The sequence below is a fragment of the Dyella sp. genome, assembly GCF_035277725.1.
Lineage (GTDB): Bacteria > Pseudomonadota > Gammaproteobacteria > Xanthomonadales > Rhodanobacteraceae > Dyella_B.
Window position 1 is genome coordinate 38,826 of sequence record NZ_DATEJY010000030.1, and the last position, 18,822, is coordinate 57,647.

The window sequence follows — 18,822 nt, forward strand, 5'->3', positions numbered from 1 at the left end:
GATGGCGTTGATCGCACCACCGCTGTCGCTCTACGTCCACATGCCGTGGTGCGTAAAAAAATGTCCTTACTGCGATTTCAATTCGCACGGTGTGCGAGGCGAACCGCCTTACGCGCAGTACGTCGATACGCTGCTGGCGGATCTCGACGCTGATCTGCGCGATTTCGGCAGCGCGCTGCAAGACCGCCCCATCATCAGCGTGTTCTTCGGCGGCGGTACGCCCAGTTTGTTCATGCCGGGACTCATCGCCCGCTTTCTCGACGGCGCACGTTCGCGCCTGCGTTTTATGGACGACTGCGAAGTCACGCTGGAAACCAATCCCGGCACCGTTGAGCATGGACGTTTCGACGGTTATCTCGCCGCAGGCGTCAACCGCATTTCGTTCGGCATCCAGAGCTTCGATGACGCCAAGCTCAAGCGGCTCGGGCGCATCCATGCCTCGCAAGAGGCCGAAGCCGCAGTGAAATCAGCGCAGGATGCCGGCATCAGCAACATCAATCTCGATCTGATGTATGCCTTGCCGGAACAAACGCTGCCCGGCGCATTGAACGACGTGGATCGCGCGGTGGCATTGCAACCCACGCACATCTCCCACTACCAGCTCACCCTGGAACCCAACACCATCTTCGCCGCCCATCCACCGCCGCTGCCGGACGACGACGCGGCCTGGGCCATGCAGGAAGTCTGCGAAACACGCTTGGCCGCAGCGGGCTACTCCCAATATGAAGTGTCCGCCTACGCCCAACCCGGCCGGCGTTGCGAACACAACCTCAATTATTGGCGTTTCGGCGATTACCTGGGCATCGGCGCCGGCGCCCACGGCAAGATCAGCGACGCCAGTTCCGGCGACGTCTGGCGCCGCTGGAAGACCCGCCATCCCAACGCCTATCTGGAAGCCGCCGGCCAGCCGGCTCGCATCGGCGGCCACGCCGCCGTGCCGGTCGACGAGCTGCCATTCGAATACATGCTCAATGCCTTGCGCCTTATCCACGGTGTACCTGTGGACGACTTCGCCGCCCGCACCGGACTGCCGCTGGCGCGCATTGCCGAGCCCTTGGAAACCAGCCGCCGGAAAGGCTGGCTGGAAAACGATCCGCATTGCCTACGCACCACCCCTTTGGGTCAGCGCTTTCTCAATGACGTGCTAGGCGGCTTTCTGGCCTAGCCAAAAATGTGATGTAAATCACAAAACCTATGCCGCGACCCGGGAACCAGCTTACACTTGGGTCACGGGGAACTCATGGGGAATCAGGTCATGGACGTCGAGCCGAGGGTCTATCCGTCGTCTGTCGCCGGAGGTCGCCGTGCCGACCTGAGCCGGATGCCTGCGCGCACGCGCAAGCTGATCGAGACGGCTTGCACACTCTGTGATCACTGGGCAGAACCAACCTTGCGGCTATGCCTGGACCGCTTCGACAAACGCCTCTACGAACTGGCCGAACAATCGCGCAACCATCTGGAACAACAGCGCTGCTTCGACAGCAGACATTTTGTGCAGCAGGGTCGAACGGCATTCATTCAATCGTTCGCTGCCAAGTTGCGCGAGAGCTTTGAAGACATGGGCGACACGGACGACGATCCGTCGCTGCAATCACTCAGCCTGCATTCGCTGACCCTGCTCGATCGCACCGAACACGAGCTTACCGCCGCGCTCGACAAACTCGGTGCGCGCAGCGAAGCCCAAAACGGGCCCATCCTTTCCGAACTCTCCTACCGCCTCGCCGTGCTGGTGGCCGCGCCACCGCTCGAAGGCAAACAATTGCCGCTCGGACCGCAAAACATGGCGCGCATCCTGCGCATCGCCAGCGAGCCGATGAACCTGCCGCTCGAACATCGACTGCTGTTGTTCCAAGAGTTTGAAAGCAGTGTCGGGCGCACGTTGGTGTCATTGTACGAAGGCATCAATGCCAAGTTGCTGGCCGACGGCATCCTGCCGCAACTGCGGGCGTTCACCGCTGCGCGCGCCACCCATGGGCCAGCACACGCCGGCACGCCGGCTGGTGCACCTGCTGCTGCCGCAACGTCCACGGAGAGCGCCGAAAACAGCAGCGAGCCGATCGCCGTGCTGGAAACCTTGCGCGACCTGCTCTCGCGCCAGCGCATGGCGGCACCCGGCCATGCACACGCGGCCGGCGGGCGTACTGCTACATCGGAAGAATTGCAGACAGCACTAGGCGCCCTGCAACAACACATGGTGCAGGTCACCGACCGCACCAGCCGCGAGCTGCGCAGCGCACAACGCCTGCAGGAAGAACTGCTTTACCAGCTCAACCTCAACTTGCCAGCCGGCGCTGCACGCACGCAGCTGACGGCCGAACAAGGCGATACAGTGGAACTGGTGGCGATGCTGTTCGAACAGCTCGCGCAACAACTGCATCACGGCCCGGATGCACGCGCGTTGCTTGGCAATCTGCAGTTGCCCTTGCTGCGGCTGGCAGTGGCCGATCGCGACTTCTTCGATCAGCAAGAACACCCCGCACGCCAGATGCTCGGCAAACTGGCCGATACCATCGACACCTGGCTGGCCGGCCCGAACGGCGAGACCGATCAGCAATTGCTCGCCAAGCTCAGCCAGCTTGTGGATCGCGCCCAGCAGGAACCGCCCAGCGCCGGGCTCTACACCAGCCTGCTGGCGGATATCGAGCATCATCTGATGCAGCTGGTGCGCAAGTCGCAAGCGGCCGAACGGCGTCACGTGGAAGCCATGCAAGGCCGCGAGCGGTTGGAACAGGCGCGCCGGCGCGCCGATGAACTGATGGCCGAACGCTTCGCCATCGTCTCGCCGCGCGGCTTGCTGCGTACCCTGCTCGAACGCGCCTGGACGGATGTGCTGGCGCTGACGCTGTTGCGTCACGACGAACACAGCGAAACCTTCCTGCATCAGCTGTGCATTACCGACCAACTGCTTGGCCAGTTCCCGGTGCACGATCCATTGGAATTGCGCCACGAAGTGGAAACCGGCCTGCAGCAAATCGGCATGCACCAGGACGAAGCCGAGCAGGTTGCACAGCGGTTGATCAGCGCGCAAATGCCGGCGACGGTTTCGCCCTTGCCGGCTGCGTCAGAGACGCCAAGCACGACCGAGGCCGAACCGGTCATCGACGAAAAGCCTGTGCAAATTGTCGTGCCGACCATACCCCCTCCATTAGTGGAAGAAGCAAAACCGCAGCCGCCGCCGCGCATCATCGAGGTACCCAGTGCCACCGATCTTGCGATCAGGCTCAAGCAGCGCCAACGCCTGGGCGAACAACGCAATCAGGAGGGGCCGTCATCCACCCACGCGGCCGTGGTGCCGCCGCTCGGCCTGCGCGAAGCGCGCATCCACAATCACCTTCGCCAACTGCCGTTCGGCACCTGGTTCGAATTCACCGATCCCGCCACCGGCCACGCCACACAGCAAAAGCTGGCCTGGTTCTCACCGATATCGGGTAACAGCTTGTTCGTGAACCGCCGCGGACAACGCAGTGACGTGATGAACCTGCAGGAGCTGGCGCGCGCCATCGCCGAAGGCCGCGTACGCGAATTGCCGCCGCAGCAAGAAAATCTGCTCGACCGTGCCTGGCATGCACTGACCAACAATCTGCTGCGTCCCGCACCCTTGCTGCCGGAGGCACGCTCATGAATGAGCAGCGTCGCGCACCGCGCAAGCGGCCGAACTACATCGTCAACGTGACGGACATGATCACCGGCCAGACACTTGGACAGCTTGGCAACCTTTCCAGCAACGGCATGCTGCTGATCAGCCAGCACACGCCGCGCAGCGAAGCCGTCTACCAGGTAAGCCTGCCGCTACCCTCGCATGACACCACCATGCCGACCATCGAGGTGGGTATTCAGGAGCAGTGGCACGAACATGCCGCCACGCCAGGGCAGATCTGGTCCGGCTATCGAATCATTGCGATCGGCAGTGCCGATGCGGCGCAGCTGGAGCGTTGGCTGCAGCAAGTGTGATTGCGCTTCTGCGTCGTAGCCATTGAGTGCAGCGCTCGCTCGTTGTGCCGAGTTTTTCGCAAGCCATGACGATTTTTTTCCAAACATGCGCCTGGCGTGGCGCCCATGCATACCCGCGCTACACTGCGCCGAATAAGACCATTCGGAATTGAAGCATGAGCCACGATCTTGCCTCGCTGTATGCCCAACACATCACCACGCTGCGCCAACGCGCGGACAAGGCGCTGGCCTTGGGCGGCTTCGATCATCTGCTGATTGCCGCCAGCACGCCGCTGCGAAAATTCCTCGATGATCAGGATTACGCGTTCGTCGCCAGCCCGCATTTCCGCCATTGGCTGCCGCTGACCGATACGCCGGGCAGCTGGGTGGTGTACACGCCAGGCAGCAGACCTAAGCTGATCTTCGTGCAGCCGCGCGATTACTGGCACGTGGTGCCTGCAGCGCCGAGCGGCTACTGGGTGGAACACTTCGACATCACCATCGTGCGCACGAATGCCGAAGCCGTGGCGCTGCTGCCCAAAGGCCATCGCGCGGTGATCGCACCAGAATGCCCCAGCATCAATGGCGTGGAAGCCAACAATCCGGAAGCGGTCGTCAACTATCTGCACTGGCATCGCAGCTACAAGACGCCTTATGAACTGGCGTTGATGCGCGAGGCCAGCCGCATTGGCACGCGCGCGCATCATGCGGCGGAACAAGCGTTTCGCGCAGGTGAGAGCGAATTCGGCATCCAGATGGCCTACCTCGCTGCCGCCCGCCAGACCGAGGCGGAACTGCCCTACGCCAACATCGTGTGCCTCAACGAACATGGTGCCGTGCTGCACTACACGCACTTCGACCGTATGCCGCCCAAGGAGAGTCGCTCGTTTCTGATTGATGCCGGCGGCAGCAAAGCCGGGTATGCCAGCGACATCACGCGCACTTATGCGGGCAAGGGCCACGACGCATTCCAGGCTTTGATCGATAGCATGGAACGTGCACAGCAAGGTTTTGCCGCCAAGGTAAAGGCGGGACAGAGCTATCCGGAATTGCACATCCATGCCCATCACGTCATCGCTGATGTACTGCGCGAACACGGCGTGATTCGCATGAGCGCGGAAAGCGCCGTGCAGTCCGGCGTGACCTCGGCCTTTTTCCCGCACGGCCTGGGACATCCGATCGGCCTGCAGGTGCACGACGTTGCCGGTTTCCAGGCCAACGAAAGCGGCGGTTTCATTCCGCGTCCCGAAGGCCATCCCTATCTGCGCATGACGCGTGTGTTGGAACCGGGCATGGTGGTCACCATCGAACCGGGACTCTACTTCATCGACATGCTGCTTGAGGAATGGCGCGGCAAGCCGGTTGCCAGCGACATCGACTGGAACAAGGTGGATGCGTTCCGTCCTTACGGTGGCATTCGTATCGAAGATGATGTGGTGTGCACGGATGGCGAGCCGGAAAACCTCACGCGCGATGCGTTTGCGGCGCTGAGTTGACGGCACGCACAGGTCACGATGCAAAAAACGCCTCGAGTCCGATGGCCGTGTAGGTTGGGGTGCGAACCCCAACATTGTCATGCACGCGGTGGCAACGTTGGGGTTCGCACCCCAACCTACGCCGCATCCTTCCCTTACAGCTGCTGGTAATTCCGCCAGCGCGCTTGCCCGATGGCCGGGTCGGTGACGCTTGGGCCGCCGGTTTCCACATGCCCGGCAAGGCGCTGCACAAAACCATCCTCCGCATCGGCGCGCACGATCACGTCGTACCAGCCGTAACTATCGCCGAGGAACCAATGCTTCTCGACCTGCTCGCCGGGCTTGAGCATGTAGGTCAGCGACTCACCATCGTACAGATTTTCCACGGTGACATGGCAGAACGCATGGCCGTCGTTTGACAGCGCGAGCATCACGCCGCCTTCGCGTTGATAGCGCGCAGCAACCCGCAGCATGGTCTTGCGGGATGCGCTATTGCCCTTGAAGCTGCGGACAAAGCCGTTCGGTCCATGGACGTGCCGTGCATAGGCGCCCTGCACCGGCCAGCTTGCGGAAAGCGATTTCCCCGCTTCCACCGTGTAGTACCACGGGCCGCTGGATGCATCGCCCGAACGTACGTGGAAGCAGGCGCCCAGGCGCCCTTCGTTCTGGAAATCGATGCGGAATTGTCCGTTATCGCAGCAGCCGATCGCTTGCAGCGCATAGGGCAGTGTACGCGCCGGCTTTACGCCTTGTTCCTGCATGGGCAGCGCTTGGCTGGCCGGCGGCATGGGTGCGTAATCGGGATGACGCAGGGCGTCCGGTGGTGCGTACGCCTTCGTGCTCGGCAAGGCCGGCTGCGCGCCATTGGCCTTGGCGAAGTCGAACGCCGAGGTAAGGTCACCGCATACGGCGCGGCGCCATGGCGTGATGTTGGAACTTTGCACGCCGAAACGCTGTTCGATAAAACGAATGATCGAGGTGTGATCAAACACCTCCGAACACACCCAGCCACCCTTGCTCCACGGCGACACCACGATCATCGGCACGCGTGGCCCGAGGCCATACGGACCGGCGGGGTAATAAACGTTGCCGGCGAAGATTTCGTTCGCCGTCGACACGGTGGATTGCCCTTGCGTTGCCGAAGGCGGCACGCAAGGCGGCACCATGTGGTCGAAGAAGCCGTCGTTTTCATCGTAGGTGATGAACAACACGGTCTTGCTGAAGACATCAGGATTGCTGGTCAGCGCATCCAACACCTGCGAGACATACCAAGCGCCATAGTTGGCCGGCCAATTGGGATGTTCGGTATACGCTTCGGGTGCCGCGATCCACGATACCTGCGGCAACGTGTTGCCGAGCACATCGCTGCGCAATTGATCGAACAGCGTACCGCCGGCAGAAATGTTGGTGCCGGTTCGCGCACCTTGATAGAGCGGACTGCCCGGCTGTGCGTTGCGATACTGATTGAAATACAGCAACGAATTGTCGCCGTAGTTGCCGATATAGGCATTGTCGGTCCAACCCCAGGAACCGGCGGCATCCAATCCGGTGCCGGCATCTTGATAGATCTTCCAAGAGATGCCCGCCTGCTGCAGCGCTTCCGGATAGGTGGACCAGCCATAACCCGCTTCCGCATTGTCGATCACCGGGCCGCCGCCGACACCATCGTTGCCGACCCAACCCGACCACATGTAATAGCGGTTCGGGTCCGTCGGCCCCAGCACGGAACAGTGATACGCATCGCAAACGGTGAACGCATCGGCAAGCGCGTAGTGGAACGGAATGTCCTCGCGCGTAAGGTACGCCATGGTGGTAGTGCCTTTGCTGGGCACCCATTGATCGTACTGGCCCGCGTTCCACGCCACGTGCGTGCTGGTCCAGTCGTGGGCGAGATCTTCCAGAAACTGCAAACCCAGGTCCGGTGCCGTGGGATGAAACGGCAGCACGTAGCTGGAACCATCGGGCTGGTACCACACCGAATTGCCGGAGGTGAGATTGACCGGCCGCGGATCGCCAAACCCACGCACGCCTTTCAATGCGCCGAAGTAGTGATCGAAGGAGCGGTTTTCCTGCATCAGGACGACGATATGCTCGACATCCTCGATCGTGCCTTTGCGGCGGCTGGCGGGAATCTCCAGTGCACGCGCGATGCTGAGGGGAAGCGCCGAGGCCAGTGTCGTGCTGCCCAGCAACTGCAGGAATCGGCGGCGGCTCATCGAGGTCATGCTGCATTCTCTTTTCGCGCGTGAATGACGCCGCGGGATGCTGGAACGTGAAGGTTGCAGGCGTGCGACATTCGCGGGACGTCTTCGGTAGGTTGGCGGGAGATCACAAAATATCAGCAAAGCCTTGGGCATCGGTTCGCGTAGGCTGGGATGAAATCCCAGCATCACCATGCATGGCAATGCTGGGATTTCATCCCAGCCTACGATGGGCGCCTGTGACGTCTCGCTACAACTGTCCGCGTGCCGGCATCTGTTTGAGGCTCAGCGACTCGCCAGAACCGCTTCGATCTCTTCCGGTTGCTTTGGCACATCCGCCGTCAGCACTTCATGACCGTCGCGTGTCACGGCCACGTCATCCTCGATGCGAATACCGATGCCCCGCCACGCTTCCGGTACCGTCATGTCATCGGGCGCAATATAGATGCCTGGCTCAACCGTCAGCACCATGCCCGGCTCCAGCATGCGCGACTCGCCGTCGACGCGATAATCGCCTACGTCATGCACGTCCAGCCCCAGCCAATGGCTGGTCTTGGCCGGAAAAAAGCGCTTGTAACTACCTTGCAGGATGGCTTCGGTGGGATCGCCTTTGATCAACCCGAGTGCGCACAGGCCCTCGGTAATCACGTGCACGGCGACATCGTGCGCGGTGCTGTACGAACGTCCCGGCATCACCTCATCGATCGCGGCCTCTTGGGCGGTAAGCACGATTTCATAGAGCGCGCGCTGTTCGCGGCTGAATCGCCCGCTGATGGGAAAGCTGCGACTGATGTCGGAGGCATAGCATTCCAGTTCCGCGCCGGCGTCGATCAAAAGCAAATCGCCGTTCTTCAGCACCGCACGATTGGCCTGGTAGTGCATGGCACAGGCATTCACGCCGCCGGCCACGATGGGTGGAAAGGCCGCGACGGCGCCACGGCTGCGCATCATGCGCAAGAGTTCGGCTTCCACTTCGTATTCATGCCGTCCTGCGCGGGCCATGGCCATGGCGGCCAGATGCGCTTCCACGGCGATGGCCGCCGATGCACGCATCAGCTTCAACTCCGCGCGCGATTTATACAGACGCAAGTCATGCAGCAGATGGCCGAGGGCCACGAATTCCTTCGGCACCACGCCGCCGCCGCGCAATTGGCGCAAGCGTCGCATCCAGCCCAGCAACTGCGCATCGAATTGCGGTTCGCGGCCGAAGTGGCAGTAGACGCGTGCGCGTCCTTCGATCATGCCCGGCAGGATGTCGTCGATGTCATCGATGGGGAACGCATCATCCATGCCGTAATCGGCAACGGCACGCTCGGTACCGACGGATTCACCGTGCCAGCGCTCGCGTTCCGCATCGCGCTCACGGCAGAACAGCACCACTTCCCCATGTTGGCGGCCGGGCAGCAGCGCAAGCACCGCATCCGGCTCGGGAAAACCGGACAGGTAATGGAAATCCGAATCCTGCCGATAGGGCCACGCGGCATCGGCATTGCGCATGCGCTCGGGGGCGGTGGCGATCAGCACTACCGCGTCTTCCCCGGCCATTTTCATCAGCTGGCGGCGGCGCCGCGCGAATTCCTCGGGCGCGATGTTCAATGCAACGTGCCGCTGGAAGACGGATGGGGAATATGGCATTCGGTGAACAGCAGCATGGCGCCCATGCGCACGAATTCGTGCACTTCGATCAAGGCGTCCTCATCTTCTTCTTCGCTGCCGAAATCGAGCGACGAGGAAGCAATGGCGCCGAGATCGCTGAGGATCTCACGGCCCTCGTCGGACAATCGCCCGTGCGCATCCGGACCGCCCAAACCAAAGCCACTTAGAAAACCGCGGCACCAATCCACCAAGGCGTCGGCACGTTCCGGCAAGGGGCGGTCATCCGCGGGCAACAAGGGTTCGAAGCCAAGTTCAGGGTCGGCCAGCTCGTGTTCGCTTTGCCGGGCCAATTGATCCAGCGCGTCCTGATCATGCTCGGAGACACTGTCGCTACCGGCTTGGAGATGCAGGGCGCCCAGCACAGACCGCCTGCCAGGCCTGCCGTTGGATGCCAGCAAACCGCATAGGGAACCATGTAACTCACTGGCGGGGATGGACAATCGCAGGTGCGCAACGACGTCATCCAGTTCATCGTGACCGATGGGTGCGGGGGTGGCCATGGCGGTCTCCATTAACGTTCAAGCGGCAAGTTTAATGCACCCTCGTTCGCCATCGTTCGGAGCCCGCAGATTTCCTCCGACGTCCTGATATAGTTCCCGCCATGAACACACCCGACGCCGCCCAGCACGAGCTTGCCGCCCTGAGCCAGCAGCTTGATCGGCTGCTCGACCACGTGCACCGTTTGAGCGAAGAAAACCGCAGCCTGCGCCACAGCCAGGAACAACTGGCGAACGAACGCGCAAGTCTGCTGGCACGCAACGAGCAGGCGCGCAGCCGGGTCGAAGCCATGATTCAACGATTGAAGGCGCTCGAGAGCAATGGCTGACGTCATCAGCATGTCCACCAACGAACCCGTTTCGCTGCGCCTGATCGATCGCGAGTTCCTGATTGCCTGTCCGCCGGAAGAACGCGACGGCTTGCTGGAAGCCGCCAGCTTTCTCGACCGCAAGATGCGCGAGCTGCGCTCGCATGCCAAGACACCGGGTTTTGACCGCCTGGCCGTATTGGCAGCCATCAGCATCACGCATGACTACCTGCAATTGCAGAAGCGTGCCAACGATACAACTCACAGCGCGGCTGAACCTGGCATCGCCGACGGATTGGCTTCGTTGCGCCGCAAGCTTGAAGCCGCACTCGACGCGCAACTAAAATAGCCCTCGGCGTTTTCTGCGGTGTGCGCCAGCACACTCTTACATATTGCCTTGTTCCTATATACGACCCGGGACGGTTACTTAAGGCTGTTGCGCATGTCCGCCGCGTGCGGAAAGCCTCGAGGCCTTAATTTCCCTCCCACCTGATCCCATTGGATCAAGGTCGTTTGGTGGGCAGCGGCATCGCGGTTTACGCCACCTCATTCCAACCCGGATGCCATCCCGATGGCATCCGGGCAGCCGGGCCCCTGAGGAGACGCGCGACGTGGATACCGCCGCACGACGTCGTGAATTACGCCAGCGCCTGGCCGAACGCCGCCGCGCCCTTTCCCCTCCCCAGCGCATCACCGCCGCCCAAGGCCTGCGGCGCAGCCTGGAACACCTGCCCGAATACCATACGGACAAGCGCGTCGCCGGCTACTGGGCCTGCGACGGCGAATTGCCGCTCAACCTGGTCATTCCGCCGCTGGCCACGCGTGGCCAACAGTTCCTGCTGCCCTTGATCGGCCAGGACAATCTGCTGCGCTTCGCCCCCTGGTCGGCCGGCGATCCGGTTCAGCCCAACCGCTTCGGTATTCCAGAACCGGTGACGCCGCGCGAATGGTTCGCTCCTTTCCAGCTCGACCTGGTATTCGTGCCGCTGCTCGCCTTTGACCGCCACGGCAACCGCCTGGGCTACGGCGGCGGTTACTACGACCGCAGCTTCGCCTTTCTCAAGGACCAGCTGCGCCCGACCGAGCCGCTACTGGTCGGCATCGCCTACGACTTTCAGGAACTGCCGGACATAGCACCCGAGCGCTGGGATGTGTCGCTGGATTTCATTGCCACCGATCGCGAACTTATCGACTGCCGCGCGGATACACCGGGAGACCAGAGCGCATGACGTATTGGCTGATGAAATCCGAGCCGGACACCTTTTCCATCGACGACCTCAAGCGCAAGAAACGGGAAGCCTGGGATGGTGTGCGCAATTACCAGGCACGCAATTTCATGCGCGACGACATGCGCGTGGGCGATGGCGTGTTCTTCTACCACTCCAATTGCGCCGAACCGGGCATCGCCGGTCTTGCCGAAGTCGCCAGCGACGCATATCCCGATCCCAGCCAGTTTGATCCCAAGAGCAAATACTTCGATGCCGCCAGCTCGCGCGACAACCCGCGCTGGATGCTGGTGGACGTGAAGTTCGTCAAGAAGCTCAAGCGCGTCATCACGCTGGACGAGCTGAAAAATCACCCGAAGCTGGGAGGGATGACGCTGCTGCGCAAAGGCAATCGCCTGTCGGTGATGCCGGTGGATGCGGCGGAGTGGAAGTACATTCTGGGCCTGGAATAACGTCACGCCGCTCCCTTCCCTGTTTACAAGGGAGAGTTGGATCGTTCATCGCAAACGCAACGCAGCGTGCGAACGCCCTACGAATAAACGACCATGGCGACTTTCGCCCTCCAGGACAAACCATGAGTAACGAAGAAAAACGCCTAGCCGGCGAAGCCGCTATCAAATACGTCGAAGATGGCGCCATCGTCGGTGTCGGCACCGGCTCCACCGTGGCCTTCTTCATCGATGCCCTGGCCCACATCAAAGACCGCATCCAGGGCGCGGTCTCCAGCTCCGAACAATCCACCGCGCAATTGAAAAAACATGGGATTCCCGTATTCGACCTCAACGCCATCGGCCCGCTGACGCTGTATGTCGATGGCGCCGACGAATGCGATTTGCACAAGCGGCTGATCAAGGGCGGCGGCGCCGCGCTCACGCGCGAAAAAATCATTGCCGAGGCGGCGCAGAAATTCGTCTGCATCATCGACTCCAGCAAGCGCGTCAACACCCTCGGCAAATTCCCGCTGCCGATCGAAGTGATTCCGATGGCACGCAGCCTGGTCGGGCGGGAAATCGTCAAGCGTGGCGGAAATCCGGTATGGCGCGATGGCGTGGTTACCGATAACGGCAACTGGGTAATTGATGTGCTCGGATGGCAGATTGCCGATCCGGTGGCACTGGAGAGTGAGCTCAATCAGATTCCGGGGATTGTCACCGTCGGACTGTTTGCACGCCGTCCTGCTGACGTCGTGCTGATTGGCGATAAGTTGATGTGATGGCTGCTAGCTGAAGGAAATGCGTCAGTGAAGAAAGACGACGTTACACGCGATGTGGCACGCAATATCGAGCGTGCAGGTATTTATCAGATCATGCGTGCGCTGCCATGGCCGCTGAAGTTGCTGGCTATGGTAGCTGCAGTGGCATATTTGTATTGGGCTGCGCATTGAGTTGCTACCACACAGCACCATAAAAAAAGCCCCGCCAACCGGCGGGGCTTTTTCTTCTGCAGGCATTCCTACTTACTTGTTGTTACCAAACTTGTAGGTGGCCTCAATGAGGAACTCACGACCGTCGACATCGTAGTTCAAGGCGTTATACGGCTGCCCTTCTGTACCTGGATAGCTACGATCGATCGGCGGCATCTTATTGAAGACGTTGTCGATTTCGAATGTAAGCGCCAGGTTCTTGATCGGGCTGTAGCTGGCAGTAATGTTGTAGCGAATCCATGGCGCAAGCCTTCCCGCACCGGGGGTGTAGTAGTTATTGGCGATCGTGGCCAGGTAGTTCGGCGAAGCACCGTCACGAATACCATAGACCGTCACACCCCATGTCTCCATCGGCGAAAGCCAACCGATAGAACCATCGACCCTGCTCTTGAACTCGGTGCTGTAATACGGTTCACGCAGCAGATTGATGAAAGGATCATTGGGCAGCAATTGCTGCCTGTGGGTCATGATGTCACTCCAGGACGTCTTCGCACTGATGTTTCCGTATGCACCGATAGCGTGGGAATAACTCACTTCGGTGATAACTGCATTCAGATACTCACGCGCTACGTTGACCTTTGGCGTAAGGATCTGGGTAATCGGAGCCAGCAGGCCTGGTCCCAATGGCGTGCCCGTACGAATCACCTTGGCCAAGGCATCCTGGCAACTTGGTGAGTTGATATCGAAGAGACCTAAACGGCAATTGGCTTCGGTCTGAGCGAGGAAGTCGGAACTCTGTACCTGGATTTCGTTGCGGATGTTGTAGTGATAGTAATCCGACTTCAAGGCAAAGCCTTCGAAGGGCGACAACACGAAACCCAAACTAAACGTTTTGGCAATGATCGGCTGTAGCTTCGGATTACCCGACTGTTGGCCAAAGAATTGCTCAGCGCTAAGCTGCCCCGGGCAGTTGGCGATATTGCCGCCGGTGTAGCCCAGCTTTGCGCAGTTGTAATAGTCGACCACGCTGCTGTAGTAGCCGCTGGGCCCCTGAAATTCATCAGGGAGCGTGGGGGCCTTGAAAGCCGTACCGTACGTACCGCGCAGCAACAGCAAATCGCCAAACGGGCGGAATTCAACCCCGATGTTATAAGTCGGATGGCTCACGGAGCCGCCAGCGACGTTGTAACTGTCGTAACGACCGGAAAGATCCACAGTCAGCATCTTGAACAGCGGAGCATTGAACTCGACCGTGGTCGCATAGCGGGAGCGATGTCCCTCGCCTGCGACATCGGTGAAGTCATAAGTTTGCCCGCTGAGAATGCGCGGATCCGGGGAATAATCCCAGCCTTGGTTACCACCTTCGACCACCATTGCCAAACCAGCGTCACCACCGGGCAGAGAGAACAGCGACGCATTGGTGATCTGGCCCCGGAGCATGTTGTCCCAGGTCTTGGCATAAGTTTCGGTGTAGCCGGTGAATCCGCGGAACGCCGCATTGGAAACAGGCGAGAAGAAAGCCTGGTAATTGGGCGAATAGCTGGGCAGGCCGGCTCCGTACGGATCGAGGCCCAGATAGGGTCCGAGTATATTGCCGAAATAGCTATTGATTTGATTGGTCCAGCGCTGAATGGTGCGTTCCTGCAGATGATCTTCTGAGTGGTTGAACGTTACGTCGTAGCCCCAGTTCGATTGACCGAAGCTGCCCTTTCCACCCAGCGTCAGCAACCAAGAGTTTTCGACGTTGTTATCCATGATGTGCTGATAACCACCCGCCTCTTCAGGGCTGAATGCATGCTGCAGCAAAACATAGTCATCTAGCTTGGGGTCGTAGATGATGGGGCTGTTCCAAAACAGGAAATTGGAACCGGACGAGAATTTCTGTTGATCGTAGCTGTACAAAAAATTGCCGTATAACTGCAGATCATCATTTACGTCGTACGTCGCACGTGTATAAAGATTTGCCGAATTATCCTTATTGTTCTCAGTATGGTAACCGGCGCTGTATTGCGAGCCGCAATAGTCGCCGTGATTCAAGCGCGTCTGAAGCTGTTCGGTGCCACCGTACTGGCCGGCAACAGCCGAGCATCCAACACCGGGGTTCAAGGAGTTCGGACTGTAATAAGCATCCTCCAATTTTGTTTCGCTCAACACCAGGTAATCGCGTGATGCTGTAGGCGGCGTAGTGCCTTGCGTAAAGTACTGGCGAGTCAAGCTGCGATCAAAACCCCAGATCGGCTCAATGCTTTCGACCTGAACGCCAGCCATGACATTCAATTTGCCGAATGTAAAGCCATCGGCAGCATACAGGCGCCGGTCGGCACCGCCGCCGCCGGTGTGCCAACCGAAGCGCGCATCAACGACGGGGGCATCCAGCTTTTTCTTCAGCACGATATTGATAACGCCCGCGATGGCGTCCGAACCGTAGATGGATGAATTGCCGCCAGGCAGGACGTCGATGTGATCGATCATCTCGATCGGAATACTGGTCAGGCTGTTGAACGCCTCGCTGCCGTTATAGAGTGCCGGGAAGTCGCCCATCGGCAAGCCATCAATCAGGTATTTGGTATAGCTAGGATCGAGACCGAAGAAACTGATTGTTTTCGCACTCTGCGTGAAACCACCCGCGTTGTTCGGCCCTTGCACGCTACCGGTCGCAAACGTACCTGCCTGCAGCACATCGGCCACGCTGGTGAAGCCGCGATCCTTCATCTGCTGCGCCGTGATCGTAATGACCGGCTTACTGGTTTCAATGGCCGTCTGCGGAATCAGCGAGCCCGTAACGTTGACCACTTCCAACTTCTTGGCTTTCTTGCTCGTGTCGTCCGCGGATGAGCCAGGTGCGGACTGGCTGCTGGACTGAGTGTCTTGTGGCGCATTCATGGCGTCGCCAGATTGCGTGTTGCTCGCGTAAGCGCTCGCGCAACCGAACGCCAAAGCAGCCACAACGGCTACAGCAAGTTTCGATTTCAACATTGAATTCCCCTAGCTCTAATCAATTTTGTGCAGGAGACACCCCTTCCCCAGTGGAGAGGCACCCTTTCCCCAGATAACGTACCTAGCAACCATGGGCACGTACTCACACTCTCTACTTCTATCTTGCCCTCACGAACCAAAGAATCCTCCCCTAGCAGGTTCGTGCTGCAATCATGTTTACAAGAGATGTAAAACTTTCGCAAATGGCTTAGGGCATAAAGTGCCAGGAAATTTCTCAACAGGCACGCGTAGTTATGATGACTTATAAAAAATCGTCGTTTTGAAAATTTGAAGGTAGGGATTTCTCTGCTCTATCCGTCTTAATTATGTTTGACTGCGCAAACGGAATCGATACTGTCCATTCGTACAACGAGCAGGAGGACATCCTCAAAAGGTTTTCCGGAATTGCTCAAGACGATAGTGTCCGGACTCCAGCTCAAAGCAGGTGTCGGCATCGCACGCATGCAAGTGGTGCACCCACGGTGATGTCGATAGCGGCTGTCCCGATTCGGCAATCGCAGCCGGTTTGGTTGCCGGCATGCGCACTTCAGCGGTACTGCCAACGGGTATTTCTATCTTCAGCTGCAGTCCGCCTTGTTCATGGGACCAGGACACCGCCACACGGCCGTAGGGGGTCAAGGTATCTGCTTCGGCATGATCCAGCCACGCGGTAAGCGCAGGGTGGATGCCGATGCGCTGCCATCCAGGCGCCAGAGGCCGCATACCCGCGACATCTCCGAACAACCAATCGTCGATCGTGCCCAGGAAGTAATGCCCGCGCGAACGCGCGTCGAGTTTCCAGTGTTCCCACAGACTGGTCGCGCCATTCGCGCGCCAATATCCCCAGCCAGGGAAACTCGTCTGCGTGGCGACCATCCATGCCAAGTCGGCATGACCCGTGGCGGTAAGTACGGGCAGCAACAACTTGGTGCCGAGCGCACCGGTGTCCAAGTGATCATCATGCGCATGCACTGCCTGTACCAGGGCATCGGTAACGCGTGCGCGTTGCGTTGCTGGCACGAGACCAAAACCCAACGCGAGCAATTGATGGGTTTGACGGACGCCATTATCACTTTCACCGCGATAGAGACCCTTCGCGTCATCAAAGAAGCGGCGGTTGAAGGCATCGCGTACGCGCGCTGCGATGGTGTCGAAATGCTTAGCTTGATGGTCGTTGCCAAGCGTTCGCTCGATCTGCGCCATCGTATCGGCCATGCGATAGAGATAGGCGGTTGCAGCAATGTGTTTATCCTCGGGGGCATTGCCGCCATCAGCTGGTGTGCCTGGACTAACCCAATCGCCAAGTGCCGTGTCGGCGATACCGCCCAATGAGCGCATGTATTCCAGGTCGACATAGTGCGCCATGCCATCAACGTGCTCAGCCAGTACACGTCGATCATCACGCTGCCAATAAAGCGACCAAGGCACCAGCACGTAAGCGGCATGCCACGGTGGCGCACGCACATCGCCCCAACCAGGATTGGGTGCGATCAGCAGCGGCGCGCCTTCTTTATTGCGCGCATCGGCAATGTCCTGCACCCATTTGGACAGCAGGGTGTCGGCGCCCAAGTCGCGCAACATCATGTCGGCGCCAAGCATGCCATCGCCCGTCCAGCCATTCTTCTCATACATCGGCGTATCGGTCGGTATGCCGTAGAGATTATTGAGCATGGTGTTGACGGCAGCAGCGTGAATCCAATTCAGCAGTGAATTGCCGCTACTGAAATGGCCGATCACCGGCACGTACGAATGAATGACTTGCGCCGTCACCGCATCGAGCGAGGCCGCGGAGCCAGGCCAGCCATCGACCTGTACATAGCGAAATCCTTTCCAGGAAAAACGCGAATGCCAACTTTCGATGCCGCGTCCTGCCAACGTAACGCGATCGGTCTGCAAACCATGCTGGAAGTAGTGATGATCGTCGCGATCATCAACGCTGCCATCGGGCAACAATTTTTCGCCGTAATGCACAACCACCGTATCGCCCGCATATCCTTGCACGGCAAGAGTGACCCAGCCGGCAATCACACGTGGAAACGCAAATACGTAGCTACCGTTATGCAGCTTGGTGACCGCAGTGGCCTGCAAGGTCTGCACGACGCGTGCCGGTGGCTCACGTTGCGATTCAAGCACGCCTTTCGGCGCGGACAGCACCGCTGCAGCACCCCAATCATGATCATCAAAAGCAACGGTATCGAAACGAGTTTGTGCACGACGTGCGTCATAGACCTCGCCACCATAGACGTCGTCCAGCAAGGTCGGTCCATCATGAATACGCCAACCTGGACCCGTGCCTACGAACTCGCAGCGATCATCCACGTAACACAGCTTCAATAGCACACGTACGCGGGGCTCGCCATGCCATGGGGCCTTCTCCCAATGCCAGACGTCCGGGTTCGTGAGCCCGTAGAAGCCACGTCCGAGTTCAATCCCGATGGCATTGGTCCTACCCGATTGCAGCAAGGCTGTAACGTCGTGCGCGAGATACAGCACGCGCTTGTCGTAGTTGGTGAAATCCGGCGACAGCACGGTATCGCTGGCAGGGTGACCGTTGATCGACACATCGGCGTAACCACCGGCAGCAACATATAGCCGCGCCGACTTCAGTCCTGATTTCACGGCGAATACATGCCGCAGCAATGGCGCAGCCAAACTGCCGCCAGCTGGCTTGCCAATCCAGGCGGCACTCGACCATTCCAGCGATGACGGCCCGGTTTCGAACCATGAGGCAGCACTAACGTTACCCGACGAAGTCTGCGCAATGACCTTCCAGTAATAGCGACTGGACGGTGCTAGCGGTGGTCCTTCGTAGGTGATGTCGAATGAAGATGTGCTGATAACTCGACCGCTGTTCCACACATCCGGACGGTCTTCCGATAGCGCAGCCATGCTGCGCGCCACTTCGATACGGTAGGCCTCAGGCACCGTGCCGCGTGACGCATTCGTTACTACCCAGCCGAATCGTGGCGAGGCAGTCTCAATCGCCAGAGGTTGGTCCTGATGCTCGGTAGTGAGGTATTGGAGCTGCAAGGCACTCGCTGCATGCGCGGTGGAAATGCGCATGAGCAAAGCCATGGCCAGAAGACTGCCTCGGCGATATAGGCGAGTAGCCTGCAGCGTCAAGGCTAGCCATTTATTGAGATGAGTTGGTGGCAATCCAAGCATCCGTAGAGCTGTCACTCTCGCCACT

Annotated in this window: 15 protein-coding genes and 1 other RNA gene; 11 read left to right on the forward strand and 5 right to left on the reverse strand. The window is 59.5% G+C overall.

Features of this window, described 5'->3' with window-relative positions:
• The first annotated feature begins 1 nt into the window (after position 1).
• From hemW to pepQ, 4 genes are all read left to right on the forward strand, one after another.
• Positions 2–1,165: a radical SAM family heme chaperone HemW gene (gene hemW / locus VJR68_RS02145; protein ID WP_324145899.1), complete on the forward strand. Its 1,164-nt coding sequence runs from the start codon at positions 2–4 to the stop codon at positions 1,163–1,165.
• A gap of 90 nt (positions 1,166–1,255) precedes the next feature.
• On the forward strand, positions 1,256–3,622 hold the full coding sequence (locus VJR68_RS02150) for a DUF1631 family protein (RefSeq protein ID WP_324145900.1): 2,367 nt from the start codon (positions 1,256–1,258) through the stop codon (positions 3,620–3,622).
• Positions 3,619–3,951, forward strand: a complete 333-nt coding sequence (locus tag VJR68_RS02155) for a PilZ domain-containing protein (RefSeq protein ID WP_324145901.1) — start codon at positions 3,619–3,621, stop codon at positions 3,949–3,951. Before VJR68_RS02150 ends, VJR68_RS02155 begins: the two co-directional genes overlap by 4 nt.
• Positions 3,952–4,106: 155 nt before the next feature.
• Positions 4,107–5,426, forward strand: a complete 1,320-nt coding sequence (gene pepQ, locus VJR68_RS02160; protein WP_324145902.1) for a Xaa-Pro dipeptidase — start codon at positions 4,107–4,109, stop codon at positions 5,424–5,426.
• 134 nt (positions 5,427–5,560) lie between these two features.
• Here the strand turns inward: pepQ and VJR68_RS02165 are convergent, their stop codons facing one another.
• The 3 genes from VJR68_RS02165 to VJR68_RS02175 form a co-directional block, all read right to left on the reverse strand.
• Positions 5,561–7,630, reverse strand: a complete 2,070-nt coding sequence (locus tag VJR68_RS02165) for a phosphocholine-specific phospholipase C (protein ID WP_324145903.1) — start codon at positions 7,628–7,630, stop codon at positions 5,561–5,563.
• A 261-nt stretch (positions 7,631–7,891) separates the two neighbouring features.
• Positions 7,892–9,241: an aminopeptidase P N-terminal domain-containing protein gene (locus VJR68_RS02170; protein WP_324145904.1), complete on the reverse strand. Its 1,350-nt coding sequence runs from the start codon at positions 9,239–9,241 to the stop codon at positions 7,892–7,894.
• Positions 9,199–9,762, reverse strand: coding sequence for a UPF0149 family protein (locus tag VJR68_RS02175; RefSeq protein WP_324145905.1), 564 nt, complete (start codon positions 9,760–9,762; stop codon positions 9,199–9,201). The genes VJR68_RS02170 and VJR68_RS02175 overlap by 43 nt, the downstream gene beginning before the upstream one ends.
• Positions 9,763–9,863: 101 nt before the next feature.
• Between VJR68_RS02175 and VJR68_RS02180 the strand changes: the two genes are divergently transcribed.
• The 7 genes from VJR68_RS02180 (at position 9,864) to VJR68_RS02210 (ending at position 12,677) form a co-directional block, all read left to right on the forward strand.
• Positions 9,864–10,088, forward strand: coding sequence for a TIGR02449 family protein (locus VJR68_RS02180; protein ID WP_324145906.1), 225 nt, complete (start codon positions 9,864–9,866; stop codon positions 10,086–10,088).
• Complete coding sequence (locus VJR68_RS02185; RefSeq protein WP_324145907.1) at positions 10,081–10,416, forward strand: cell division protein ZapA; 336 nt, start codon at positions 10,081–10,083, stop codon at positions 10,414–10,416. The genes VJR68_RS02180 and VJR68_RS02185 overlap by 8 nt, the downstream gene beginning before the upstream one ends.
• Before the next feature lie 7 nt (positions 10,417–10,423).
• Positions 10,424–10,609, forward strand: a non-coding RNA gene (gene ssrS / locus VJR68_RS02190) — 6S RNA.
• Positions 10,610–10,678: 69 nt separating this feature from the next.
• Positions 10,679–11,296, forward strand: a complete 618-nt coding sequence (locus VJR68_RS02195; RefSeq protein WP_324145908.1) for a 5-formyltetrahydrofolate cyclo-ligase — start codon at positions 10,679–10,681, stop codon at positions 11,294–11,296.
• Positions 11,293–11,745, forward strand: a complete 453-nt coding sequence (locus VJR68_RS02200; protein WP_324145909.1) for an EVE domain-containing protein — start codon at positions 11,293–11,295, stop codon at positions 11,743–11,745. The genes VJR68_RS02195 and VJR68_RS02200 overlap by 4 nt, the downstream gene beginning before the upstream one ends.
• 122 nt (positions 11,746–11,867) lie before the next feature.
• Positions 11,868–12,506 carry a ribose-5-phosphate isomerase RpiA gene (gene rpiA / locus VJR68_RS02205; protein WP_324145910.1) on the forward strand — a complete coding sequence of 213 codons (639 nt, stop codon included), beginning with the start codon at positions 11,868–11,870 and terminating at the stop codon, positions 12,504–12,506.
• A gap of 27 nt (positions 12,507–12,533) precedes the next feature.
• Positions 12,534–12,677, forward strand: coding sequence for a hypothetical protein (locus tag VJR68_RS02210; RefSeq protein WP_324145911.1), 144 nt, complete (start codon positions 12,534–12,536; stop codon positions 12,675–12,677).
• Positions 12,678–12,749: 72 nt separating this feature from the next.
• Here VJR68_RS02210 and VJR68_RS02215 read toward each other — a convergent pair whose 3' ends face one another.
• Together VJR68_RS02215 and VJR68_RS02220 are read right to left on the reverse strand one after the other, a co-directional pair.
• Positions 12,750–15,632 (reverse strand): TonB-dependent receptor domain-containing protein, encoded by a 2,883-nt coding sequence (locus tag VJR68_RS02215; protein WP_324145912.1) that lies wholly within the window; start codon positions 15,630–15,632, stop codon positions 12,750–12,752.
• A gap of 387 nt (positions 15,633–16,019) precedes the next feature.
• On the reverse strand, positions 16,020–18,707 hold the full coding sequence (locus VJR68_RS02220; protein ID WP_324145913.1) for a family 78 glycoside hydrolase catalytic domain: 2,688 nt from the start codon (positions 18,705–18,707) through the stop codon (positions 16,020–16,022).
• Positions 18,708–18,822 lie beyond the last annotated feature (115 nt).